We start from the raw sequence: 22,780 nt of genomic DNA, 5'->3' as shown, positions 1-22,780 counted from the left end.
GGTAACTTGCGAAGTATTCCTTATAGCGCTTAAGCAACTGGCCATCTATGGGCGAAAAAACAGAAAAGGCGACCCCCAAGCGTCTTCGGGATGCTAGAAAAAAGGGGCAGGTAGCCAAATCTCAAGATTTTCCTTCTGCGATTACGTTCATTGTCTCCATGTTCTTAACGTTTTCTTTGGCTTCATTTTTTGCTGAACACTTAGGAAGCTTTTTAGTATCTATTTTTAAAACAGCTCCCCAGAATCATGATCCGCACTTAGCCGTCTATTATTTAAAAAATTGCCTTATTCTGATTCTGACGGTCTCTCTTCCTTTGTTAGGAGCGGTGGGATTCGTAGGATTGTTGATAGGATTCTTAATTGTTGGTCCTACCTTCTCTACAGAAGTTTTCAAACCGGATTTAAAGAAATTCAATCCCATTGACAACCTGAAACAAAAATTCAAAGTAAAGACTTTCATTGAGTTACTGAAGTCTATTTTTAAGATTTCAGGAGCTGCTTTAATCCTCTACATTGTTCTAAAAAATCGTGTAGAACTTGTTATTGAAACTGCAGGAATTCCTCCTCTGGTTACAGCTCAAGTGTTTAAAGAGATTCTATATAAAGCGGTTACTTCTATTGGCATATTTTTCCTTGTGGTTGCAGTGATAGACCTCGTGTATCAGCGTCACAGTTTCGCTAAGGAACTCAAGATGGAAAAATTTGAGGTGAAACAAGAATTCAAAGATACAGAAGGAAACCCTGAAATTAAAGGGCGACGACGTCAAATTGCTCAAGAGATCGCTTACGAGGATACGTCCTCTCAAATCAAGCATGCTAGCGCCGTTGTATCTAACCCTAAAGACATCGCTGTAGCGATTGGCTACATGCCTGAAAAATACAAAGCTCCATGGATCATAGCTATGGGGGTAAACTTAAGAGCAAAAAGGATTATTGCGGAAGCTGAGAAATATGGAGTTCCTATCATGCGGAATGTTCCCTTAGCACACCAGCTGCTAGATGAAGGAAAAGAGTTGAAGTTTATTCCAGAGACCACATATGAAGCTGTTGGGGAAATCCTTCTCTACATCACTTCTCTTAATGCGCAAAACCTTGAGAATAAAAACATTAACCAATTCGATAATCTGTAATGAACAAGCTACTCAACTTTGTCAGTAGAACATTCGGGGGAGATGCGGCCCTGAATATGATAAACAAGTCCAGTGACCTGATCCTCGCCATGTGGATGTTAGGCGTGGTCTTGATGATCATTTTGCCATTGCCTCCAGCTATGGTGGACTTTATGATCACCATTAACTTGGCGATCTCTGTGTTCCTGCTGATGGTTGCCTTGTATATTCCCAGCGCATTACAACTTTCTGTTTTCCCCTCCTTACTCTTAATCACCACAATGTTCCGATTGGGGATTAACATTTCTTCCTCCCGACAAATTCTCCTTCATGCTTATGCTGGTCACGTGATCCAAGCCTTCGGAGACTTCGTCGTTGGAGGAAACTATGTCGTTGGATTTATTATCTTCCTAATCATCACCATCATTCAGTTTATCGTGGTAACAAAAGGTGCGGAGAGGGTCGCTGAGGTAGCTGCTCGATTCCGATTAGATGCCATGCCTGGTAAACAGATGGCCATCGATGCCGACCTACGAGCAGGAATGATTGATGCGACACAAGCTCGTGATAAGCGATCTCAGATTCAGAAAGAAAGTGAACTTTATGGAGCTATGGACGGAGCCATGAAGTTCATTAAGGGAGACGTGATCGCAGGGATTGTTATCTCCTTGATTAACATCGTAGGAGGATTAGTCATCGGAGTGACCATGAAGGGCATGACGATGGCTCAAGCCGCGCACATCTACACGTTGATTACGATCGGTGACGGGTTAGTTTCTCAAATCCCCTCTCTGTTAATCTCTTTAACAGCTGGTATCGTAACCACTCGAGTATCTAGTGATAAAGACACTAACCTTGGTAAGGAAATTTCTAGCCAGTTGGTTAAAGAACCTCGGGCACTTCTCCTATCCGCAGGCGCAACCTTAGGAATCGGATTCTTCAAAGGTTTCCCTTTATGGTCATTTGCTTTAATGGCCGTTCTCTTTGCAGTATTAGGTATTCTGTTAATCACTAAGAAAAACTCTCCAGGGAAAAAAGGCGGAGCCAGCTCTACTACTACAGTAGGTGCCGCTGATGGAGCTGCGGCTTCAGGAGAAAATTCTGATGATTATGCTCTGACTCTTCCTGTAATTCTTGAACTTGGAAAAGATCTTTCTAAACTCATCCAACAACGAACCAAATCGGGGCAAAGTTTTGTGGATGATATGATTCCTAAAATGCGTCAGGCTCTCTATCAGGATATTGGAATTCGTTATCCAGGAATCCATGTACGTACAGACTCCCCTTCCTTGGAAGGTAATGACTATATGATTCTGCTGAATGAGGTTCCCTACGTTCGCGGAAAAATTCCACCAAATCATGTGTTAACAAATGAAGTAGAAGAAAACTTATCTCGGTATAACTTACCTTTTATTACTTACAAAAATGCTGCAGGATTGCCTTCCACTTGGGTTAGTACAGATGCTCTCACTATCTTAGAGAAAGCTGCGATTAAATACTGGTCTCCTTTGGAAGTGATTATTCTTCACTTGTCCTACTTCTTCCATAGAAATTCTCAAGAGTTCTTAGGCATTCAGGAAGTACGCTCTATGATTGAATTTATGGAACGTTCCTTCCCTGATCTTGTTAAAGAGGTTACCCGTCTTATTCCTCTACAGAAGCTTACAGAAATCTTTAAGCGTTTAGTTCAAGAACAAATATCCATTAAGGATTTACGAACTATTTTGGAATCTTTGAGCGAATGGGCACAGACGGAAAAAGATACAGTATTACTTACTGAATATGTGCGCTCTTCCTTGAAACTCTATATCAGCTTCAAGTTCTCTCAAGGGCAATCCGCTATTTCTGTATATCTGCTCGATCCTGAAATTGAAGAGATGATCCGCGGAGCAATCAAACAAACTTCTGCAGGATCTTATTTGGCTTTAGATCCAGATTCTGTAAACCTCATCTTAAAATCTATGCGGATGACTATTACTCCTACACCTCCTGGAGGACAGCCTCCTGTGCTGTTGACAGCAATTGATGTCAGACGCTATGTACGGAAATTGATAGAGACAGAATTCCCTGATATCGCTGTGATTTCTTACCAAGAAGTTTTACCTGAAATTAGAATCCAGCCTTTGGGAAGAATTCAAATTTTCTAACCGTGAGGTGAGAAGAGATGACTGCATCAGGAGGAGCTGGAGGGCTAGGCAGCACCCAAACAGTAGACGTTGCGCGAGCACAAGCTGCTGCAGCTACTCAAGATGCACAAGAGGTTATCGGCTCTCAGGAAGCTTCTGAGGCAAGTATGCTCAAAGGATGTGAGGATCTCATAAATCCTGCAGCTGCAACCCGAATCAAAAAAAAAGAAGAGAAGTTTGAATCATTAGAAGCTCGTCGCAAACCAACAGCGGATAAAGCAGAAAAGAAATCCGAGAGCACAGAGGAAAAAGGCGATACTCCTCTTGAAGATCGTTTCACAGAAGATCTTTCCGAAGTCTCCGGAGAAGATTTTCGAGGATTGAAAAATTCGTTCGATGATGATTCTTCTCCTGGAGAAATTCTCGATGCGCTCACAAGTAAATTTTCTGATCCCACAATAAAGGATCTAGCTCTTGATTATCTAATTCAAACAGCTCCCTCTGATAGGAAACTTAAGTCCGCTCTCATTCAGGCAAAGCATCAACTGATGAGCCAGAATCCTCAGGCGATTGTTGGAGGACGCAATGTTCTGTTAGCTTCAGAAACCTTTGCTTCCAGAGCAAATACATCTCCTTCATCGCTTCGCTCCTTATATCTCCAAGTAACCTCATCCCCCTCTAATTGTGATAATTTACGTCAAATGCTTGCTTCTTACTCGCCATCAGAGAAAACCGCTGTTATGGAGTTTCTAGTAAATGGCATGGTAGCAGATTTAAAATCGGAGGGCCCTTCCATTCCTCCTGCAAAATTGCAAGTATATATGACGGAACTAAGCAATCTCCAAGCCTTACACTCTGTAGATAGCTTTTTTGATAGAAATATTGGGAACTTGGAAAATAGCTTAAAGCATGAAGGACATGCCCCTATTCCATCCTTAACGACAGGAAATTTAACTAAAACCTTCTTACAATTAGTAGAAGATAAATTCCCTTCCTCTTCCAAAGCTCAAAAGGCATTAAGTGAACTGGTAGGCCCAGATACTGGTCCTCAAACTGAAGTTTTAAACTTATTCTTCCGCGCTCTTAATGGCTGTTCGCCTAGAATATTCTCTGGAGCTGAAAAAAAACAGCAGCTGGCATCGGTTATCACAAATACGCTAGATGCGATAAATGCGGATAATGAGGATTATCCTAAACCAGGTGACTTCCCACGATCTTCCTTCTCTAGTACGCCTCCTCATGCTCCAGTACCTCAATCTGAGATTCCAACGTCACCTACCTCAACACAGCCTCCACCACCCTAACTTGTAAAAACTGTAATAAAAAGAGCGTGCTTCCTTTATGCAAAATCAATTTGAACAACTCCTTACTGAATTAGGGACTCAAATCAACAGCCCTCTTACTCCTGATTCCAATAATGCCTGTATAGTTCGCTTTGGATACAACAATGTTGCTGTACAAATTGAAGAGGATGGTAATTCAGGATTTTTAGTTGCTGGAGTCATGCTTGGAAAACTTCCAGAGAATACCTTTAGACAAAAAATTTTCAAAGCTGCTTTGTCTATCAATGGATCTCCGCAATCTAATATTAAAGGCACTCTAGGATACGGTGAAATCTCTAACCAACTCTATCTCTGTGATCGACTTAACATGACCTATCTAAATGGAGAAAAGCTCGCCCGTTACTTAGTTCTTTTTTCGCAGCATGCCAATATCTGGATGCAATCTATCTCAAAAGGAGAACTTCCAGATTTACATGCTCTAGGTATGTATCACCTGTAAATTATGCCATCATTATCCCAATCCCGACGTATCATCCAGCAATCTTCCATTCGAAAGATTTGGAATCAGATAGATACTTCTCCTAAGCATGGCGTATGTGTACCGTTATTTTCTCTCCATACTCAAGAAAGTTGTGGGATAGGTGAATTTCTTGACCTGATTCCTATGATCGATTGGTGTATCTCGTGTGGTTTTCAAATCCTTCAAATTCTTCCGATTAACGATACAGGGTCCTGTTCGAGTCCTTACAATAGCATTTCTTCGATAGCACTCAATCCTCTTCACCTTTCTATCTCTGCGCTCCCCTATAAAGAAGAAGTGCCAGCTGCGGAAACACGCATACGAGAAATGCAGCAACTCTCTCAACTTCCTCAAGTACATTATGAAAAAGTTCGCTCTATGAAGAGAGATTTTTTTCAAGAGTACTACCGCGTGTGTAAACAGAAAAAACTCACTGATCATCCTGATTTTTATGCCTTCTGTGAACAGGAAAAATATTGGTTACATCCCTACGCTCTCTTTCGCTCTATCCGAGAACATTTGGATAACCTTCCTATTAATCATTGGCCAACCACCTACACAGATCTCTCCCAGATTACCGAGCATGAACGTACTTTTGCGGAAGATATACAATTTCACTCTTATCTACAGTATTTGTGCTTCCAACAGATGACACAAGTGCGGGAGCATGCCAATTGCAAAAGCTGTCTCATCAAAGGGGATATCCCTATTCTAATCAGTAAAGATAGCTGCGATGTCTGGTTTTATAGGCATTACTTTTCCTCTTCAGAATCTGTAGGTGCTCCTCCTGACCTGTATAATGCGGAAGGTCAGAACTGGCATCTCCCCATTTATAATATGAAAACTTTGCAACAAGATAACTACCTCTGGTGGAAGGAGCGCTTACGTTATGCGGAGAATTTTTACTCTTTATACCGTCTTGATCATGTCGTCGGTCTCTTTCGATTTTGGGTATGGGATGAGTCTGGATGCGGACGCTTTGAACCTCATGATCCGAAAAACTATCTAGCTCAAGGGCAAGATATCTTATCTCACCTCTTGACCAGTTCATCTATGCTACCTATAGGAGAAGATCTGGGAACGATCCCTTCCGATGTGAAACGTATGCTCGAGTCTTTTGCCGTATGCGGCACTAGAATTCCTCGTTGGGAACGAAACTGGGAAGGGAATGGAGCCTATACCCCTTTCGATCAATACGACCCTCTATCCGTCACAAGCCTCTCTACTCATGATTCCTCTACATTAGCCTCATGGTGGAAAGAATCTCCTCAGGAATCCAAACTATTTGCTCAGTTTTTAGGACTCCCCTATTCTTCCACCCTATCTCTTCACAATCATACCGAAATCCTGAAACTCTCTCACAAAACCTCTTCTATTTTTCGCATCAATCTTATTAATGACTATCTGGCTCTGTTCCCGGATTTGATATCAAAAACTCCTCGCTACGAAAGAATCAATCTGCCAGGAACTATTTCAAAAAATAATTGGGTGTATCGAGTTAAGCCTTCTATTGAAGATTTATCCTCTCATTCTAAGCTAAATTCTTTACTTGAGGCTCTATTTTAGGTTTCCTTGAGTACTTTTATTTTGAAACACATTTTCTGCCACTTTTTCACGAAAACTTCTTCCCGATATATTAAAAAAGGTCTAACATAGTTTCTTTTTGTTACAGTTGCCCTGTCGAGAGATAGCGGCCAGTGAATATAGGAAAGTCATGTCGAAAAAATGTGCGCTTACAGGAAGAAAGCCTCGTCGCGGTTATAGCTATGCTATCCGAGGGATTTCTAAAAAGAAAAAAGGGATCGGTTTGAAAGTTACAGGAAGAACAAAACGTCGATTCTTCCCTAATATAATGACTAAGAGACTATGGTCTACTGAGGAAAATCGCTTCCTCAAACTCAAAATTTCTGCAGCAGCTTTACGCCTTGTTGATAAACTAGGGTTAGATCAGGTTGTTGCTAGAGCTAAAAGCAAGGGTTTTTAGTCTCCTATGTGCATGCTGAGAAAGATTTTCCCTCAGCATGCGTATATCTATTGTCTCCCTGACACATAGCCTTTTTGGGGCAGTTCGGAAAATTATTTTTAATATTCGAATAAGCAGACTACGACGTGTTGTCCTTACGATCTTTAGTGGATTATTTGCGCTCTCAACATGAGCTCATTGATATTCATGTTCCTGTAGATCCCCATTTGGAGATCGCTGAAATCCATCGTCGTGTTGTAGAAAGAGAAGGACCAGCCCTCCTTTTTCATCAAGTTAAGGGATCGCCTTTCCCTGTGCTCACTAATTTATTCGGCACTCGAAGACGTGTTGACCTACTGTTCCCAGATCTCTCTTCAGATCTTTTTGAACAAATTATTCACTTACTATCTTCTCCCCCTTCTTTTTCTTCTTTGTGGAAGCACCGCTCTCTTTTCAAGCGTGGAATCTCTGCATTAGGAATGCGTAAACGCCATTTACGCCCCTCCCCTTTTCTTTATCAAGATGCTCCTAATCTCTCCCAGCTTCCTATGCTTACCAGCTGGCCAGAAGATGGCGGCCCTTTTTTAACACTTCCTTTGGTGTACACCCAATCTCCTGAGAATGGCGTCCCTAATTTAGGGATGTATCGTATGCAGCGCTTCGATAAAGAGACTTTGGGATTACATTTCCAAATTCAAAAAGGTGGTGGAGCCCATTTCTTTGAAGCTGAGCAAAAAAAACAAAATCTTCCTGTCACAGTGTTCCTATCTGGGAATCCTTTTTTGATCCTATCTGCTATTGCCCCTCTTCCAGAGAATGTTCCAGAGCTTTTATTTTGTTCTTTTTTACAAAATAAAAAGCTTAGCTTTGTAGAGAAGCATCCGCAGTCAGGGCACCCTCTGCTATGTGATTCTGAATTCATTCTTACAGGCGAGGCCGTTGCAGGCGAACGTCGTCCAGAAGGTCCTTTCGGAGATCATTTCGGATACTATAGTTTAACACATGATTTCCCGATCTTTAAATGCAACTGCTTATATCATAAGAAAGATGCTATCTATCCTGCGACTGTTGTAGGAAAACCTTTCCAAGAAGATTTTTTCTTGGGAAATAAGCTTCAAGAACTACTTTCTCCTCTCTTCCCTCTGATCATGCCTGGAGTTCAGGACCTAAAAAGCTATGGAGAAGCCGGGTTCCACGCTCTGGCTGCAGCTATAGTTAAAGAACGTTACTGGAAGGAAGCTCTACGCTCTGCTTTGCGAATACTTGGAGAGGGACAACTCTCCTTAACAAAGTTTCTATGGATTACAGATCAATCCGTAGATTTAGAAAACTTTCCTAGCTTGTTAGAATGCGTTTTAGAACGCATGAATTTTGACCGCGATCTTCTTATCCTTTCGGAGACTGCGAATGATACCCTGGATTATACAGGTAGCGGATTCAATAAAGGATCCAAAGGTATTTTTTTAGGCGTGGGAGCTCCCATCCGCTCTTTACCCAGACGGTATCGAGGCCCTTCTCTTCCTGGAATATCTCAAATAGGAGTTTTCTGTAGAGGTTGTTTAGTTTTAGAAACTTCTCTACAGCAGCTAGATATCCCCGCTCTACTCAAGGAACCCCATTTAGCAGATTGGCCTCTTGTTATTTTAGTGGAAGATCTATCCAGTGCTCTCTCTAGTACGAAAGAATTTATATGGAGAACATTTACACGATCTTCTCCTGCAACAGATTTACACATCCCTGTAAGTCAAATCACTAATCACAAGGTGAGTTACACCCCCCCCATGATCCTGAATGCCCTCATGAAACCTCCTTATCCTAAGGAAGTCGAAGCTGATGAGGCAACGCAAAATCTTGTTTCTTCTCGCTGGCATAGCTATTTCCCATAATAACCTTTTTATTGTTTTTTGTTTAAAAACAGATTGGAAAATAGATTTTTTGTTTTGTTTTTAATTAAAAGAAAATAAATAGCCGTAAAAAATCATGTTAGTAATAACTATTCATGAGTAGATTAAAAACAGCACCTTATCGAGGTGTCAAGGAGCTAAACACAATCAAATGAAAAAAACAAAACACCTTATTTCCAAAATAATGTTCAGCTTAGTTTCCCTTTTTGTTGGAGGATTTTTACTAAAAGCCCCAGCCCCGACTCAATCTGCTGATACCTTCCAAACGCTTATTGAATCCAAGGAACCTGTTATCTTCACCAAACAGTGTGGAGACAATGTAACGCAAATACTATGTGATGCGATAGACTCTGCAAAAAAAGATATTTTTCTCAGTATTTATGACCTATCTGCTCCCGCTATCACGATAAGTTTGAAAAAACAAGTGTCCGCTCGCATTCCTGTATGTATTCATTACCAACGTATCTCTAAAAATGCGGAGTTCTCTCAGTCTCCCTATCTTACCTTGGGAGAACATCCTCCCATGCACAGAAAACTCATGCATCAAAAAACTATGGCAATAGATGGAGAACTCGCTTGGATCGGATCTGCTAATTTTACATTAGCTTCGTTAGAGAAGAGCGCTAACCTAATAATTGGATTAAAAAGCGCAGAAATTTGTCATTTTATTAAAACGCAAACCTCTGGTCGGTGCTTTATTAACAATCAACTCATCGAGTATTTTTCCTTTGATGGGGGGAGTTCTGCTGCTCTAGAAACAGTTCTTCACCATATTCGATCAGCGAAAGAATCCATCCAAGTAGGTATGTTTGCTCTCACTTTACCTCAGATTATTGCTGAATTGAATGCCGCACAAAACTGTGGTGTTGATGTAGTGATCCTCGTCGACAAAGGATACAAATCCTTTACCGTACAGCAAATTAAGCAATTGGAACATCCTAGTCTCTCTATTTATGAAAAGGTAACCCCGTACCAACTACATCATAAATTTGGCATTTTCGATAAAAAGACGCTAATTACAGGATCTGTCAATTGGTCTGAGAATGGCTTCCTTATTAATACAGAAGACATGATTGTCATTGAAAATCTGACAGAAAAACAGCAAAGCAAAATACAGGCGATATGGGAAGGATTAGTAAGAGAGTGTGCTTTGTATTACTCCCCAGATCAAGAGGAAAAAGAAAAAGATCCTTTAATCATTCCGTTCCCTCCTAGCGAAAAAAAACAAGCTGCTTGATTGGATTGCAAGATTATTCGTTGTCTTTATGTTGGAATAGTGACAACGTCATCTCCAAGATTCCTTCATTGCGGGCAATCACCCAAGCCTCTGCGGCATGAGCAATAGCTTGTGCTGCAGCAGCGCTAATACAGATCGTTTTCTTAGATTTTCTGGTAATCCGAGATCCTAATGACTTAGAGCGCTCGGATTTATCATCCCAAGACCACTCGATGACAACTCCTGCTTGCAGTTTTTGGAAATCCAATCGGAAATGACGTAGCTGACCAAGCAATATCCTGGTTTGTTTTTTGGTTAAGATTTTGAACCGATGCTTTTGTTTTTTTTCTTTATCTTCTTGATCGGCAATAGCCAATAAAGCCATGCGTAAAGCTTCATTACGAGCAATCTCTTCTGAAATTTTCTCTGATATGCTCCCATTCTTTCGCTCTTGAGGATCTTTCGCTATCGCTTGAAAAGCCATGGATCCATAAGGATCAAAAGGGATTATTCTCATGAATCGCCTCCTGCATCCTCTGTTTCTCTCGTTTTATCCTGCTCTTGGTCTTTCCCTTCATCACTATCTCGATTTCCACCTGCAGCTTCTTCTTGATCATCATTGTATACAGCTACAGCTTCCGGCTTACCTTGCACGGAAAAACGCGAAGAAACACTGAATGGAGACGGTGATTGAAAAATAATGGCGGGATCAACAGCCACATTTCGGTATTGATAAATCAATGGGTCTGGAGGTCCTCCAGGACCTTTACGATGTTCTACTGCAGTCTTATAATCCTCTGTAGAAAGAGGAACCGAGGCTAACACGGCCATCCCTAAATGGGAAGGAAACTGGTAAGCCGAACTAACCGTATCTTGTCCTACTACCTCAGCAGAAACTGGTATCTCTCCCAAACTCTCATTCTGAATAAGAGCTTGTTCTGTATTCGCAGTCTCCTCTGAAAATACCGTACTATGTTGAACAGCAAAAGGGATTTCATTAACATCCAAAGGAGCTTCTCCTACAGGGAACCTATAAGAAGCCTCCTCGTGCAAGCTTGTTGTCGGTAAGGGGGACGCATTATTTTCTCTCCGTGTATCAAACGCTATGCTTCCTATCTGAGAATCCAATCCCCAAATGGTTTCGCTATCTTCCTTTTTAGAAAAATAATGTGGGATAGTTCCTGAGAACTTAGGTTCAGGAAATTGTGTTAAGCCTGAACTAGGATTGGAAGAAGCTATAAAAACTGCCATCCCTTGACCAGAGCTTAATAGCGCTGCTATCATTTTTGCCATGGCTGCCATCTCTTCCAAAGAGAGCTCTCCAGTCTTTTTTTCTTCTTCTGCAGAAGCTGGATCATCAACAACAGTATTTACTAATCCTTCCATGGATAAACTTGTAGTCTGGTTTCCCATATCCGAAACATCGACCATCCCTTCGTTACTTACGGTAGGAGCTCGACGTAGAAGAGAAGACGTCTCAATATTGGGGTCTAAGAGAGTGGAAACCATTTCTCCTCCCAACCTAGCTTCTGTCCAAGCATTAATTGTCTGCTCATTCAAAGAAGCTGTACGAACATTAGGATTAAACGAAGCTAATGCAGTGATTTCTCCAGATGATAGATGCTCTATAGACACAGGATCTTGCATAGTCGTCAATAAAGGGGTTGTTGACAGGGCAGTAGCTCCCAAACAATTTTCCGTTATAGAAGAAACATCAGACGTTGGACTCCATAATCCTGAAGCTCCAAGATAAAAATTTTGCATTTCAGGAGAAACCCGATTCCCTTTTTTCTTCACATATTCCATCTGGCTGGGGATCATAGACATCCCTTCTCCATTATTTTCTGCCTTACGAGCAGAAATACGAGAAGCTCGCGTTCCAAATCCTGTAAGGAATCCTTTAGTACCTGCACGTACTTTGGAAAAATTCCCTTTTAATTTTGTTTTAGGAGATTTCGAAGTCTTATCGAGGGTCTTTTTGTATTTACCCTCGCTTTGCTGCAAATCCGTGACATAGTCTAGTTCCGTTCCAGAACTAATTAACGCTTGTTGTTCTGCAGCAGACGTTTCCGTAGCCTTGGATGCTCCGGAGGCCTCTTTGGCTGCATGAGCTGATGCCGCCTGTCTTCCCATCAAGATGGATGGGTCAAAATCAGGAGTTGCAGGAGATACATTACCACTTCCAGAAATTGACATGATTTTTTCCTAAAAAACAAAAAACCAATGAATGGGTAATAATAATTTTAAACTGAAACAGTGAATTATGAAATTAAAACAAAAGATCGGAATAAAAACATTTGGACAAAAAAAACGCAAGGCTATGGGCCTTGCGAAAAAAACCAAAAAATAGGTTAGACGGAAAAGAAAAGCGGGTAGATGCAATAAAGTGCATCTCTGTAGCCCCAAGCAGGCACTCATGCCTAACCGCTCAGTGATAAAGATTTTGGAGATCTTTATTACTGGGCGGTCTTTGAGACCAATATATACACCCAGGCTCCCCATCTTTCCATTTTGGGTTAATCCCACTTATTAGTTTTTTATTTGATCTTTCTCCCCCACTACAGTTTCACAGAATATCGCCCAAAATTATGAAAGTCTGTCTCCACAAAGCCATTCTGGTACGTAAAAATCAAAACTTGGTCAGAATTTTGAGGAACGTGTTTATCTAATAACGAATGTACTAGCACATCGAACTCTTTCGCTCTTTTTCGTAGAGACTCTTTTTCTTTTGAGGCTGTGCTGTAATGATGTTTGTGCTCTTTCTTGGTTTCGCCTTCAATAGAAGCTGGGAAATAGTTTCCCGTCTTACGCCCAATCACTTGAGCTAGCTTGCGACTGCTTCTTTTTTTCATGAGCAGAAACCAGAATAATTTATTTCAAAATCTATTCTAATTTTAAATTAAAAAATTGTTTTTCATAAACCATAAAACAATTGATAGGAACATTAAATTATTAACAATCCTTGCCGTTATCCCTCTATATTGCTGTAAATCATTCTATCTTTTATAGTCCGGCGATGCTGACACTAACCCATTGAGGCCTATATTCCTCTCCGCAATATTCCTTTCCCAACGCTCATCAAAACATTCTTCGAGAATCTCTCCCAAGCCACTCTACTCCTAGTCTCTTTGGTCAGTTTTCTCTCATTCCCTCGCTATTTCCCTGAATGGCGACCAGTGTACTTTGCTCCTTTGATTGTCACTACTTTCTATTCCCAACCTAAAGAACGCGTGCTGCTTTGGGCTATGCTCTCGGGTCTGCTTTGTGATATAGGCTCCACCTGCTTTATGGGCATCCAAGCTTTTCTGTATGTGAGCACCTCTCTTATCCTGTACAAAACACAAAGATTCTTTATTAAAGAACGTTGGATCTCGTTCCCTCTCATCAGTGCTCTATTTTCCCTAACGTTCTATTTTCTCTCTTACCCCGTTCTAGCATTCTTCAATCGCCCTCTATGCCTATATAACACAGCCCTTCTTGCCGATTTACAACACGTTCTCATGGTGGATCTACCTTACGGGGCGCTTCTCAGTCTTCTGGCTCATAAAAAGTCTTTCACTCCTCAGATCTGATTCTCTTTCAGTCTTCTAGTTTTAAAAATTCATCAGCTTTTGTAAACTGATCAAGAGAGGTCTAGACTCTTTCCCTCTAAACAACCTATGTGAAACCATTTAACTAAGTATTTGTGCATGTTATTAAAGGGTGCGCCAGCAGCTGACCATATTTTAGCAACAATCAAGGAAAATATCCGAGCCTGCTCCAAAGCTCCTGGTCTTGCTGTTGTGTTGATAGGAAATAATCCGGCCTCAGAAATCTATGTGAATATGAAAATCAAGCGTGCTACGGATTTGGGGATGGTGTCTAAATCCTATCGCAAGCCCTCGGATGCCACACTATCCGACATTTTAGCGCTCATCCACCAACTCAATAATGATGAGAACATCCACGGAATCCTTGTTCAACTCCCCCTACCCAAACATTTAGACGCTCAAGCTATTCTTTCCACTATCACCCCTGACAAAGACGTCGATGGACTACACCCTGTCAATGTAGGGAAACTACTTCTTGGAGAAACAGATGGATTTATCCCATGCACTCCTGCTGGAATTGTAGAACTGTGCAAATATTATGAGATCCCTCTCCATGGAAAGCACGTTGTTATCTTAGGACGTAGCAATATCGTAGGTAAACCTTTAGCGGCCTTACTTATGCAAAGACATGCAGATACTAATGCTAGTGTCACTCTCCTTCATAGCCAATCTGAGCATCTTACCGAGATCACTAGGACTGCAGATATTCTCATTTCAGCTATTGGAGTACCACTCTTTGTAAATAAAGAGATGATTGCAGAAAAAACGGTGATCATGGATGTCGGTACCTCAAGAATCCCTGCAGCGAATCCTAAAGGTTATATCCTTGTAGGAGATGTCGATTTTAACAATGTTGTACCTGTTTGCCGAGCCATTACTCCTGTCCCTGGTGGAGTTGGCCCAATGACCGTCGCTATGCTAATGAGAAATACATGGGAAAGTTTTTTGCGTCATACCTCCTGATCCTAGCCCCCTTCTTCCTCCAATCCTGTTCAGCTCCTTCAAGAACTACTCTTGAAGGGGTCCGTATGACAATTCCTTATCGCATTGTATTTGGAGAAGCACTTTCTCCAGATGCATTCCAACAAGCGCAAAAGGAAATTGATCGAGTGTTTGATCATATCGATCAAACTTTTAATAATTGGAATCCTCTATCCGAAATTTCCCGTATTAATCGCACCACAAAACAAACCCCTATCCCCTTATCGCCAGCACTCTTTGCTTTTCTACGCGAAATAGACCATTTCCACGCCTTCTCTGATGGCCGTTTTGATCCCACCTTAGGCGCTTTAAAAAGCTTATGGCTACTGCACCTAAAATCCCATACCATCCCTTCTCAAGAGCTCCAACACCTCTACAAACACAGCTCTGGATGGCATCTGATTTCTCTTGATAAAACTCAGCAAACTTTAAGGAAACTTTCGCCTCTCGTCCAATTAGATCTCTGCGGAACTGTAAAAGGTTTTGCTGTAGATCTATTAGGAACAGCTTGTGCTCAATTCTGTCAAAATTACTACGTAGAATGGGGAGGAGAAATCAAAACCAGAGGGAAACATCCTTCCGGAAGATCTTGGGCTGTCGCTTCATCAGCTACCCCAGAAATTCTTCATCTGCATGATCATGCTATAGCGACGAGCGGGAGTCAATATCAACGATGGCATGTGGACAACAAAACCTACACCCACATTCTTGACCCGTTAACGGGAACTCCTCTAGAAGATAGCAGCCATCCCATCCTTGCAGTTTCCGTGATCAACGAAAGCTGCGCCTTTGCGGATGCTATGGCTACTGCACTGACGACCTTCTCCTCTAAACAAGAAGCTCTTGACTGGGCAAATAAGAAACATCTTTGCGCATATATTACCGATAAGAACGTTTCATAGCTGCAGCCAATTCACGATTCTTTTCTCGTTCAATGATAGACTGCCGCTTATCATGAGCTTTCTTCCCTCGGCAACAGCCAATACGCACCTTGACAAATCCTTTAGAAAAGAAAAAGCTAAGCGGCACAACCGTCAATCCCTTTTGAGAAATGCGAGCGTCTAGTTTGTGAATCTCGTACTTATGTAAAAGAAGTTTGCGCTTGCGGCGCTCTTCATGATTATTGATATTCCCAAACCGATATGGAGCTATACTTGACTGTAATAGCCAAGCTTCTCCCTTAGAGATCGTCACATAAGCATCCCCCAAATTTCCACCATGATCTCGCAGAGATTTAATTTCTGTTCCTGTTAAAACAATCCCTGCATCCAAGGTCTCTAAAACCTCGTAATGATGAAAAGCTTTGCGATTCGAAACAATTTCCTTAACGCCCATGTTTTTACCTCTTAAAAACTAAGGAGAGTATAGCAAAAAGGGCTTCTTCTTGAAAGAACCGTATGCCCCTCTCTCCTTAAAAGGATTCTTCCTTTGTCATTGATAATAATCCTAATCAGCAAGTACCATGTGAATTTCCGCCTTCATGGGGCTTTTTCAAATCCGTCTTTTGTCAATATATTTTTTACTAAAGCTAGCCCCGAGAGACGACTTACTTGCTTCCATGTCACAAAACATGGTTATTCATTCCAAACAGACTTACATGATTACAGGAAAATAATGAAATTCGTTATCTCCCGCAATGAATTAGGAAATCTAATTAAAAAAGTTCAGAATGTCGTTCCACAAAGCACGCCAATTCCAGTATTGACTCATGTACTCATTGAAAGCTGTAACGACGAGTTGGTTTTCACGGCTACAGACCTGACGGTCAGCACTCGTTGTGTTGTTAAAGCAAAGGTCTATGAGTCTGGATCTGTTACCATCCCTTCTCGAAGATTCTTCCAACTCATTCGTGAGTTAACAGAGGCAAATATTGAAGTAGCAGCTCATTCTGGAGAAATGGCGACAATCACGTCGGGTTCTTCCTGTTTTCGCCTGTTAAGTATGGGGAAAGAAGATTTCCCTATGCTTCCTGATATGCAAAATGCTCTGCGTTTCACTCTGGATTCTGAGCGATTAAAAGACATGTTCCAAAGAACCTCTTTTGCTGTATCCAGAGAAGAGAGTCGCTATGTACTCACTGGCGTTTTACTTTCTATTGCGAATGGAACTATGACAGTCGTGGGAACTGATGGGAAACGGTTAGCTAAGATCGATACAGAGATTTCTTTAGATCCTAGTTTTTCAGGAGACTATATCATCCCTATCAAAGCCGTCGAAGAAATTATTCGCATGTCTTCGGAAGATGTTCAATCCACTATTTTCTTAGATCAAACTAAAATCGCTGTCGAATGTGGAAATACACTATTAGTAACCAAACTCCTTTCTGGTGAATTCCCGGACTTTTCCCCTGTGATCTCCACTCATAGCAGTGTACAATTAGATCTACATCGTGAAGAACTGATCTCCCTTCTCAAACAAGTGGCCCTTTTCACTAATGAGTCTTCGCATTCTGTCAAATTTAGCTTCTCACCTGGAGAACTAACTCTTACAGCCAACTGCACAAAAGTAGGAGAAGGCAAGGTAAGTATGGCTGTCAATTATACTGGTGAAACCCTAGAAATAGCCTTTAATCCTTTCTTCTTCTTAGACATCCTGAAACACAGCCGTGATGAACTTGTTCAATTAGGTATCTCAGATTCTTACAATCCAGGAATCATTACAGACTCCACTCGCAGCTTGTTTGTCATCATGCCTATGAGATTACATGACGATTAATGCGAGTTCTTTCTTTATTTCTTAAGGATTTCAGAAATTATACAGATCTTCGTTTAGAATTAGGACCGGAGATGAATTCCATCTTCGGTCTTAATGCACAAGGAAAGACGAATCTTCTTGAGGCTCTGTACATTCTATCACTAGGTAGGTCTTTTCGAACTAGTCGACTGACCGATGCCATACGTTTTGGAGCATCCCACTTTTTTATAGAAGCTGTGTTCTCGCATAAAGAGGTTTTTCATACTCTTTCTATTCAAGTGGATAAAAAAGGGAAGAAGATCCTGTTTGACGGAGCTCCTATTACGAAACTCTCTGAGCTAGTAGGGTTATTTCCTGTTATTTTGTTTTCCATCAAAGACATAGCAATTATTGAAGGCTCCCCTTCAGAACGTCGTCGTTTTTTAGACCTCTTACTAGCACAAGCTTCAGATAAATACACCGAGCATATTTCTCTCTACCACAAAGCTTTAGACCAGCGTAACGCTTCTATTAAAGCTCAGAATCAGAAAGCTATTTCTGCATGGAATTCCCCATTGATTGCTTATGGTAGTCTGGTAGCCTTCTTACGCAATGAATGTACTAAAAAGCTAAATACGATCTTTCAAACTCTTTGGGATAATACGTTAAAAGAGACTCTATCTCTTCGTTATGAGAGTTCTCTCATTACAGAGGAATCCCCTACCCTCAATGACATAGCGAGTAATTACTACGAACAACTTCGCATAGCAAATACTAAGGACCTCGATCTTGGCTATACTATGGTAGGGCCCCATCGGGACGAACTCCTTCTAACTATCAATGATCTTCCTGTCGCTAAATTTTCCAGCGAAGGCCAAAAACATTCGCTTTTAGCCGTTCTTCGATTTGCTGAATGCGTGTATCTTCAAGAAGAGTTTTGTATCCATCCTATTCTGTGCATGGATGACATCCATGCTTGTCTAGATCAACAGCGTTTAGATCAGCTTCTGCAACTCTCAAACTCTTTAGGGCAAGTGGTTACAACTTCTACTATTTGTCCAGATCACCGCAGCACAACATCCTGCATTTTTCATGTGACACAAGCTCAAGTATCCCTTGTAGCTCCTCAATCTCTATAATTTCTCCTTCGCAAAAACTGTTTGTTAATTGAAACAAACTTTGTTGTTTTATTTTATTGATAAAAAGATGTTTAGATCACATAAACAAACTAAGTAAATAAACACCTGTTTTTAATAAAACAAACTTATTTAAAATAATATTAATCGGTATTGCGAAATGAAGAATTTTTTATTAACTATACTCTTTCTATTAATGGGAACTTCCCTATTAGCTGATCCCTCTGTGATTCAAACATTGACATCAGGGGTTGCTGGGGTGAACTCGATACGCGAAGAAAAGGAATCTGTTGTATGCGTTCACGCGTTTCTAAGATCCTATGGTTCGCTAAAACCTATTGGCCGGGTTCTGGAAAAAGAAAACTATGATGTTTTCATTTGGAACTATGAAACCCGAAAATTTACATTAGAAAAACATGCTGAACATCTTGTTCGATTACTCAATAAGATTGCAGAACTGAAACCTGGCATACCGATTAATTTCGTTACGCATTCCGTAGGAGGAGTTATTGTTCGTGTAGCATTAGCTCATCCCGATTGTCCTGAAGAAGCTAAAAAAGGCAAAGCGGTCCTTATGGCGCCTCCTAATGCAGGGTCTACATTAGCAAGACGCTATAGCCGAAGCTCTTTAGTGCAATTTGTCTTTGGCAGAAAGCTTGGTATGCAGCTTCTTACATATAGCCCTGAGCATATGTTGAACGTTGCAAAAATGCCTTCTTCTGTTGATGTTCTCGTATTAAGTGGAACTAAGAAAAGTAAGTTTCTACTGTTTCAATTAGAAGAAGATAATGATGGCAAGGTCTGTGTAACAGAAACGAGATTAGATACTCCACACCAAAACTACATCATTGATGCGAATCACACATACATCATTACGAACAAAACCTCCCTATTCTTAATGAGGGAGTTCCTAAGAAACGGAAGTAAAAGCTCTGCTCTTACCCAAGTCCCAGAAGAGATAGAGGCGAGCATACAACAATCTCCTAAAGCCGACGTGAATAAAGAAAAGAGTAAAGATATCTACGTTATTCACTGCTTAGGAGCTCACCCCTATAGCCTTTACGGGTTCCCAAAAAGTAGAACATCACCCAACGAAAACTCTAGAAAGGTCTTGGAGGGTCAAGAATACAAAAAATAGGACCAATAGAATCATAAACGGGACAAGAGCTTTCTCAACGAGCCGCATATTTAATCGACGTCTGGAAAGAATCTCCCATAAACACAAAAGTATATAACCGCCATCCAATACAGGGATAGGAAGTAGATTCAACACTGCTAGGTTTACACTGATCAACCCGATCCAAGCCAAAGCCTCAGGAATCCCTACAGACCATCCTGTATGGAGAATACGCACAATTCCTACAGGTCCTGATAGCCATTGAGGGCTCACCCGCCCCATCCCCAAGGCTTTCACAGTCTTTAAGCTGTCTGAAACGGATTCCTCCATCAATACCCAGGGATCCGGATTGTACTGAACGGCTAGATCCTTAAGGGGAATGCCTAAAGAAATCCGCTGTTTTTCGGCTTCTATTCTTTCGAGATAATAACGTCTCTCTTGTTCATCTCGGAACTTGGATGCAAGAGCTCGCTGTTTGTCCAATAACGCCTCAGAATAAATATGTGCCCAAGGTCTAGGCTGCACCCGTGTTACCAAACGATAATCCCCTAAACGGGATACCTCACGTTCCTCTCCAACAGACTCTGCAACACGTAGAAGATCGTCCATATCATAGGAATTAATAAATGCCTGATCTGCAGCCTTCTGCTCTAAAACAGTCAGCTGCTCTGGAGACATCCTTTGAAATATCAAAGACACTCTATGATCTTGAACAAGACGTAAAATATCCGCATTGCTCATGACAGGGATTCCATCAACGGCTACGATTTTGTCGCCTAACTCTAGATTATAGTCCAAAGATACCCGCTCATCGTTGAGCAGTTTGACCTTACTTTCAACAAAACCATCCCCATTAATAATATATGGGAGCGTGTACAATGAAGCCCATTTGCCTTTAAGACCTGCTTCATACTGACAATCTATGAGTTCGTTTTTAAAATACGGAGTGAGAGTTAAATCTCCCGCTAGGACTCTAGCTTGACGAACAAACACCACCTTCCCTTGACGCTCAACCCTCAAAAAGGATTGCTTTTCATTGAGCATTTGAGAAACTTGCGCTCCAGAAAAGACTAACAACCCATCCATCCATACTAGACGATCTCCTTCAGACAATCCAGCGTCTACTAAAGGAGATTTTTCAGGTAAAGGATCGGATCCTCGATACAGCAGATAACTGGCTCCTAAACAAGGAACTCCTTCCATATTAGGATTAAACGGTGCTTCTAATGAAAAAGCCTCGGACTCAGAAAAGTAGGCTGGATGCTGCCCTTGCAACGATAACTTTCTTTCAAGAAGAGAAGATGAAAAAGCCATTTTATGCCCAGAATAAGGCTGCCCATTACAAAAGAAAATCTGATCCCCTGCATGTAAGCCTTGTTGCTCCAAAGAAGGGTGCACCCAACCTACAATGCTGGTGTATTCAGAAAATGATTTTGTTCTACCACCAGAAAAATAGAGAATCCCGAAAACAAATATAGCCACAAGTAGGTTAGCTAAAGGGCCTGCGGCTAAAACAAAAATCCGCTTCCAAGGCGACTTACTAAAAAAGCCTTCTGGGATATCGTAAACAGTTTTCTCTTTGTCTCCAGAATTGTCTTTATCATTTCTATCCATACCTTTGATACGAACATATCCCCCAAAAGGAATCGCTCCTATCCGGTACTCAACGCTCCCCATTTTCTTTCGAACAAGAGCTGGGCCAAACCCTATACTGAAACTCTCTACAGACATTCCGACAGCTTTTGCTGCTAATAAATGGCCAAGTTCATGAATTAAAATCAGAAAACCTAAAGCCAGGGCTGCAAGAACAAAATATATTATTGTCATACTCTATATACCTGAATGATCTTTGTTCTAAGCCAGACTATACTCTACTTAAAACAGCTGCTATACAAGCCTCTATCAGCAAGCCTAAGATACTATAAGACGCTCAACAAAACAAAGAGCCGTCCCTATACTACACGAATCGTTTTTTTCCGCACCACTATCGAAAAAACTGACATCCCACGAACATAGAAATAGTTAACACTCTTGAGCACGAGCTCTGGCCTCAGCATCTACCGATAGAATTTCTTCCAGGGATAAACAGGATTGCACGCGATGCTGATCCACAAGAGCTTGTAATTTAGGAACTATTTGATGCCAAGAAATCTCGCCTGCTAAAAATCGATGAACCAAAGCCTCATTGGCGCCATTGAAAAAACACCCCATAGACCCCTTTTCAAGAAGCACTCGCTTTGCTAGATGAACACTAGGGAATCTATCTTCATCTATCGGGAAAAACTCTAGAGTGCGATTTGAAAGAAAATCGAATCCTGGACCTATTGCAGGGCTACGTTCTGGGAAAGTCAAAACATGTTGTATTGGAAATAGCATACTGGGAGGATTCATCACAGAAAGGATCGTTCCATCACAAAACTCCACCATTCCATGAACAAGACTTTGAGGATGGATCACCGCCTCTATCTCTACAGCTTCCAGCCCAAATAGCCAGAAAGCTTCTATAATTTCTAAGCCTTTATTTACTAAGGTAGAAGAATCTACTGTAATTTTGGGCCCCATATTCCAAACAGGGTGTCGCAAGACCTCTTGTAAAGAGACCTTTTGTAATTCTTCTTTTGATTTATTCCTTAACGGCCCTCCAGAAGCTGTTAACAATAATTTTTTAATGGTAGAAGAGTCTCTTCCTTCTAAGCACTGGAAAAGTGCGTTATGTTCACTATCGATGGGAAGAATCTGCACACCATTCTCTCTAGCCAAAGTGGTAACCAACTCTCCAGCTGCCACTAACGACTCTTTATTAGCCAAAGCTATTGTCTTTTTCTGTCGGATAGCTGCAATGACTGCTGGTAAAGCATCTATACCAGACGAAGCTACAATGGTCATTGTTACAGAAGGTTCTGTAGCAACAGAAACTAACCCCTCTTCTCCTAAAAGAATCTCAATATGAGGGAATAACTTACGGAGCTCCTTGTAAGTTGTTTCTTCACGAACGGCTACCACGCGAGGATTAAACTCTCTAATCTGAGAAATCAATGCTTCTTGATTCCGTCCATACGCAGCAAGAGTTTCTATAATAAAAGTATCGGGAATAGAACGAACTACTTGTAAAACCTGTCTACCAATACTCCCTGTTGACCCTATCAGTGCTAAATGCTTCAA

Annotated in this window: 21 protein-coding genes; 14 read left to right on the top strand and 7 right to left on the bottom strand. The window is 41.2% G+C overall.

Annotation, left to right across the window (positions count from 1 at the left end; translation table 11 throughout):
* Nucleotides 1-47 precede the first annotated feature (47 nt).
* The 8 genes from cdsU to CTA_RS00440 all read left to right on the top strand — a co-directional run bounded on the left by cdsU (nt 48) and on the right by CTA_RS00440 (nt 10,142).
* On the top strand, nt 48-1,130 hold the full coding sequence (gene cdsU, locus CTA_RS00475) for a SctU family type III secretion system export apparatus subunit CdsU (protein WP_009871439.1): 1,083 nt from the start codon (nt 48-50) through the stop codon (nt 1,128-1,130).
* A complete protein-coding gene (gene cdsV / locus CTA_RS00470; RefSeq protein ID WP_009871438.1) occupies nt 1,130-3,256 on the top strand; it encodes a SctV family type III secretion system export apparatus subunit CdsV in 2,127 nt (708 codons plus the stop codon). The genes cdsU and cdsV overlap by 1 nt, the downstream gene beginning before the upstream one ends.
* A 17-nt stretch (nt 3,257-3,273) precedes the next feature.
* Nucleotides 3,274-4,539, top strand: coding sequence for a SctW family type III secretion system gatekeeper subunit CopN (gene copN, locus CTA_RS00465; protein WP_011324561.1), 1,266 nt, complete (start codon nt 3,274-3,276; stop codon nt 4,537-4,539).
* A gap of 37 nt (nt 4,540-4,576) precedes the next feature.
* On the top strand, nt 4,577-5,017 hold the full coding sequence (scc1, locus tag CTA_RS00460) for a type III secretion system chaperone Scc1 (RefSeq protein ID WP_009871436.1): 441 nt from the start codon (nt 4,577-4,579) through the stop codon (nt 5,015-5,017).
* A 3-nt stretch (nt 5,018-5,020) separates the two neighbouring features.
* The gene (locus CTA_RS00455; protein ID WP_009871435.1) at nt 5,021-6,604 is read left to right on the top strand and encodes a 4-alpha-glucanotransferase; all 1,584 of its coding nucleotides are present in this window, start codon (nt 5,021-5,023) and stop codon (nt 6,602-6,604) included.
* A gap of 148 nt (nt 6,605-6,752) precedes the next feature.
* A complete protein-coding gene (gene rpmB, locus CTA_RS00450; RefSeq protein WP_011324560.1) occupies nt 6,753-7,022 on the top strand; it encodes a 50S ribosomal protein L28 in 270 nt (89 codons plus the stop codon).
* Nucleotides 7,023-7,147: 125 nt separating this feature from the next.
* Nucleotides 7,148-8,887, top strand: coding sequence for a menaquinone biosynthesis decarboxylase (locus CTA_RS00445; protein WP_011324559.1), 1,740 nt, complete (start codon nt 7,148-7,150; stop codon nt 8,885-8,887).
* Between the two features lie 169 nt (nt 8,888-9,056).
* On the top strand, nt 9,057-10,142 hold the full coding sequence (locus tag CTA_RS00440; RefSeq protein WP_011324558.1) for a phospholipase D-like domain-containing protein: 1,086 nt from the start codon (nt 9,057-9,059) through the stop codon (nt 10,140-10,142).
* Nucleotides 10,143-10,155: 13 nt separating this feature from the next.
* Here CTA_RS00440 and CTA_RS00435 read toward each other — a convergent pair whose 3' ends face one another.
* From CTA_RS00435 to ltuB, 4 genes are read right to left on the bottom strand one after another with little or no spacing between them, the layout of a single operon-like run.
* On the bottom strand, nt 10,156-10,638 hold the full coding sequence (locus tag CTA_RS00435) for a hypothetical protein (RefSeq protein WP_009871431.1): 483 nt from the start codon (nt 10,636-10,638) through the stop codon (nt 10,156-10,158).
* Nucleotides 10,635-12,317, bottom strand: a complete 1,683-nt coding sequence (locus CTA_RS00430; protein ID WP_011324557.1) for a type III secretion system effector protein — start codon at nt 12,315-12,317, stop codon at nt 10,635-10,637. Before CTA_RS00430 ends, CTA_RS00435 begins: the two co-directional genes overlap by 4 nt.
* A gap of 9 nt (nt 12,318-12,326) precedes the next feature.
* Nucleotides 12,327-12,623 carry a hypothetical protein gene (locus CTA_RS00425; protein WP_011324556.1) on the bottom strand — a complete coding sequence of 99 codons (297 nt, stop codon included), beginning with the start codon at nt 12,621-12,623 and terminating at the stop codon, nt 12,327-12,329.
* Between the two features lie 56 nt (nt 12,624-12,679).
* Entirely contained in the window at nt 12,680-12,973 is a 294-nt protein-coding gene (gene ltuB, locus CTA_RS00420) for a late transcription unit protein LtuB (protein WP_009871429.1), read from the bottom strand.
* Nucleotides 12,974-13,249: 276 nt separating this feature from the next.
* Between ltuB and CTA_RS00415 the strand changes: the two genes are divergently transcribed.
* From CTA_RS00415 to CTA_RS00405, 3 genes are all read left to right on the top strand, one after another.
* Nucleotides 13,250-13,693 (top strand): hypothetical protein, encoded by a 444-nt coding sequence (locus CTA_RS00415; RefSeq protein ID WP_011324555.1) that lies wholly within the window; start codon nt 13,250-13,252, stop codon nt 13,691-13,693.
* 117 nt (nt 13,694-13,810) lie between these two features.
* Nucleotides 13,811-14,674 (top strand): bifunctional methylenetetrahydrofolate dehydrogenase/methenyltetrahydrofolate cyclohydrolase FolD, encoded by an 864-nt coding sequence (gene folD / locus CTA_RS00410; RefSeq protein WP_009871427.1) that lies wholly within the window; start codon nt 13,811-13,813, stop codon nt 14,672-14,674.
* The gene (locus CTA_RS00405; protein ID WP_011324554.1) at nt 14,644-15,594 is read left to right on the top strand and encodes an FAD:protein FMN transferase; all 951 of its coding nucleotides are present in this window, start codon (nt 14,644-14,646) and stop codon (nt 15,592-15,594) included. Before folD ends, CTA_RS00405 begins: the two co-directional genes overlap by 31 nt.
* On the opposite strand, the gene smpB is transcribed toward CTA_RS00405, so the two are convergent.
* Nucleotides 15,572-16,027: an SsrA-binding protein gene (smpB, locus tag CTA_RS00400; RefSeq protein WP_009872362.1), complete on the bottom strand. Its 456-nt coding sequence runs from the start codon at nt 16,025-16,027 to the stop codon at nt 15,572-15,574. The two genes, CTA_RS00405 and smpB, sit on opposite strands and share 23 nt — an antisense overlap.
* Nucleotides 16,028-16,306: 279 nt before the next feature.
* On the opposite strand from smpB, the gene dnaN reads away from it, so the two are divergent.
* The 3 genes from dnaN to CTA_RS00385 all read left to right on the top strand — a co-directional run bounded on the left by dnaN (nt 16,307) and on the right by CTA_RS00385 (nt 19,639).
* Nucleotides 16,307-17,407 (top strand): DNA polymerase III subunit beta, encoded by a 1,101-nt coding sequence (gene dnaN, locus CTA_RS00395; protein WP_009871424.1) that lies wholly within the window; start codon nt 16,307-16,309, stop codon nt 17,405-17,407.
* Nucleotides 17,407-18,504, top strand: coding sequence for a DNA replication/repair protein RecF (recF, locus tag CTA_RS00390; RefSeq protein ID WP_011324552.1), 1,098 nt, complete (start codon nt 17,407-17,409; stop codon nt 18,502-18,504). The genes dnaN and recF overlap by 1 nt, the downstream gene beginning before the upstream one ends.
* A 157-nt stretch (nt 18,505-18,661) precedes the next feature.
* Nucleotides 18,662-19,639, top strand: a complete 978-nt coding sequence (locus CTA_RS00385) for an outer membrane protein (RefSeq protein ID WP_009871422.1) — start codon at nt 18,662-18,664, stop codon at nt 19,637-19,639.
* Here CTA_RS00385 and CTA_RS00380 read toward each other — a convergent pair.
* Nucleotides 19,586-21,445, bottom strand: coding sequence for an RIP metalloprotease (locus CTA_RS00380; protein ID WP_009872359.1), 1,860 nt, complete (start codon nt 21,443-21,445; stop codon nt 19,586-19,588). The genes CTA_RS00385 and CTA_RS00380 overlap by 54 nt on opposite strands.
* Before the next feature lie 195 nt (nt 21,446-21,640).
* Complete coding sequence (dxr, locus tag CTA_RS00375; RefSeq protein WP_009871420.1) at nt 21,641-22,780, bottom strand: 1-deoxy-D-xylulose-5-phosphate reductoisomerase; 1,140 nt, start codon at nt 22,778-22,780, stop codon at nt 21,641-21,643.

The sequence above is a fragment of the Chlamydia trachomatis A/HAR-13 genome (genome assembly GCF_000012125.1).
GTDB lineage: Bacteria > Chlamydiota > Chlamydiia > Chlamydiales > Chlamydiaceae > Chlamydia > Chlamydia trachomatis.
The sequence above is the reverse complement of the archived record's forward strand: the minus strand, read 5'-3'. Positions and strand labels throughout refer to the sequence as shown.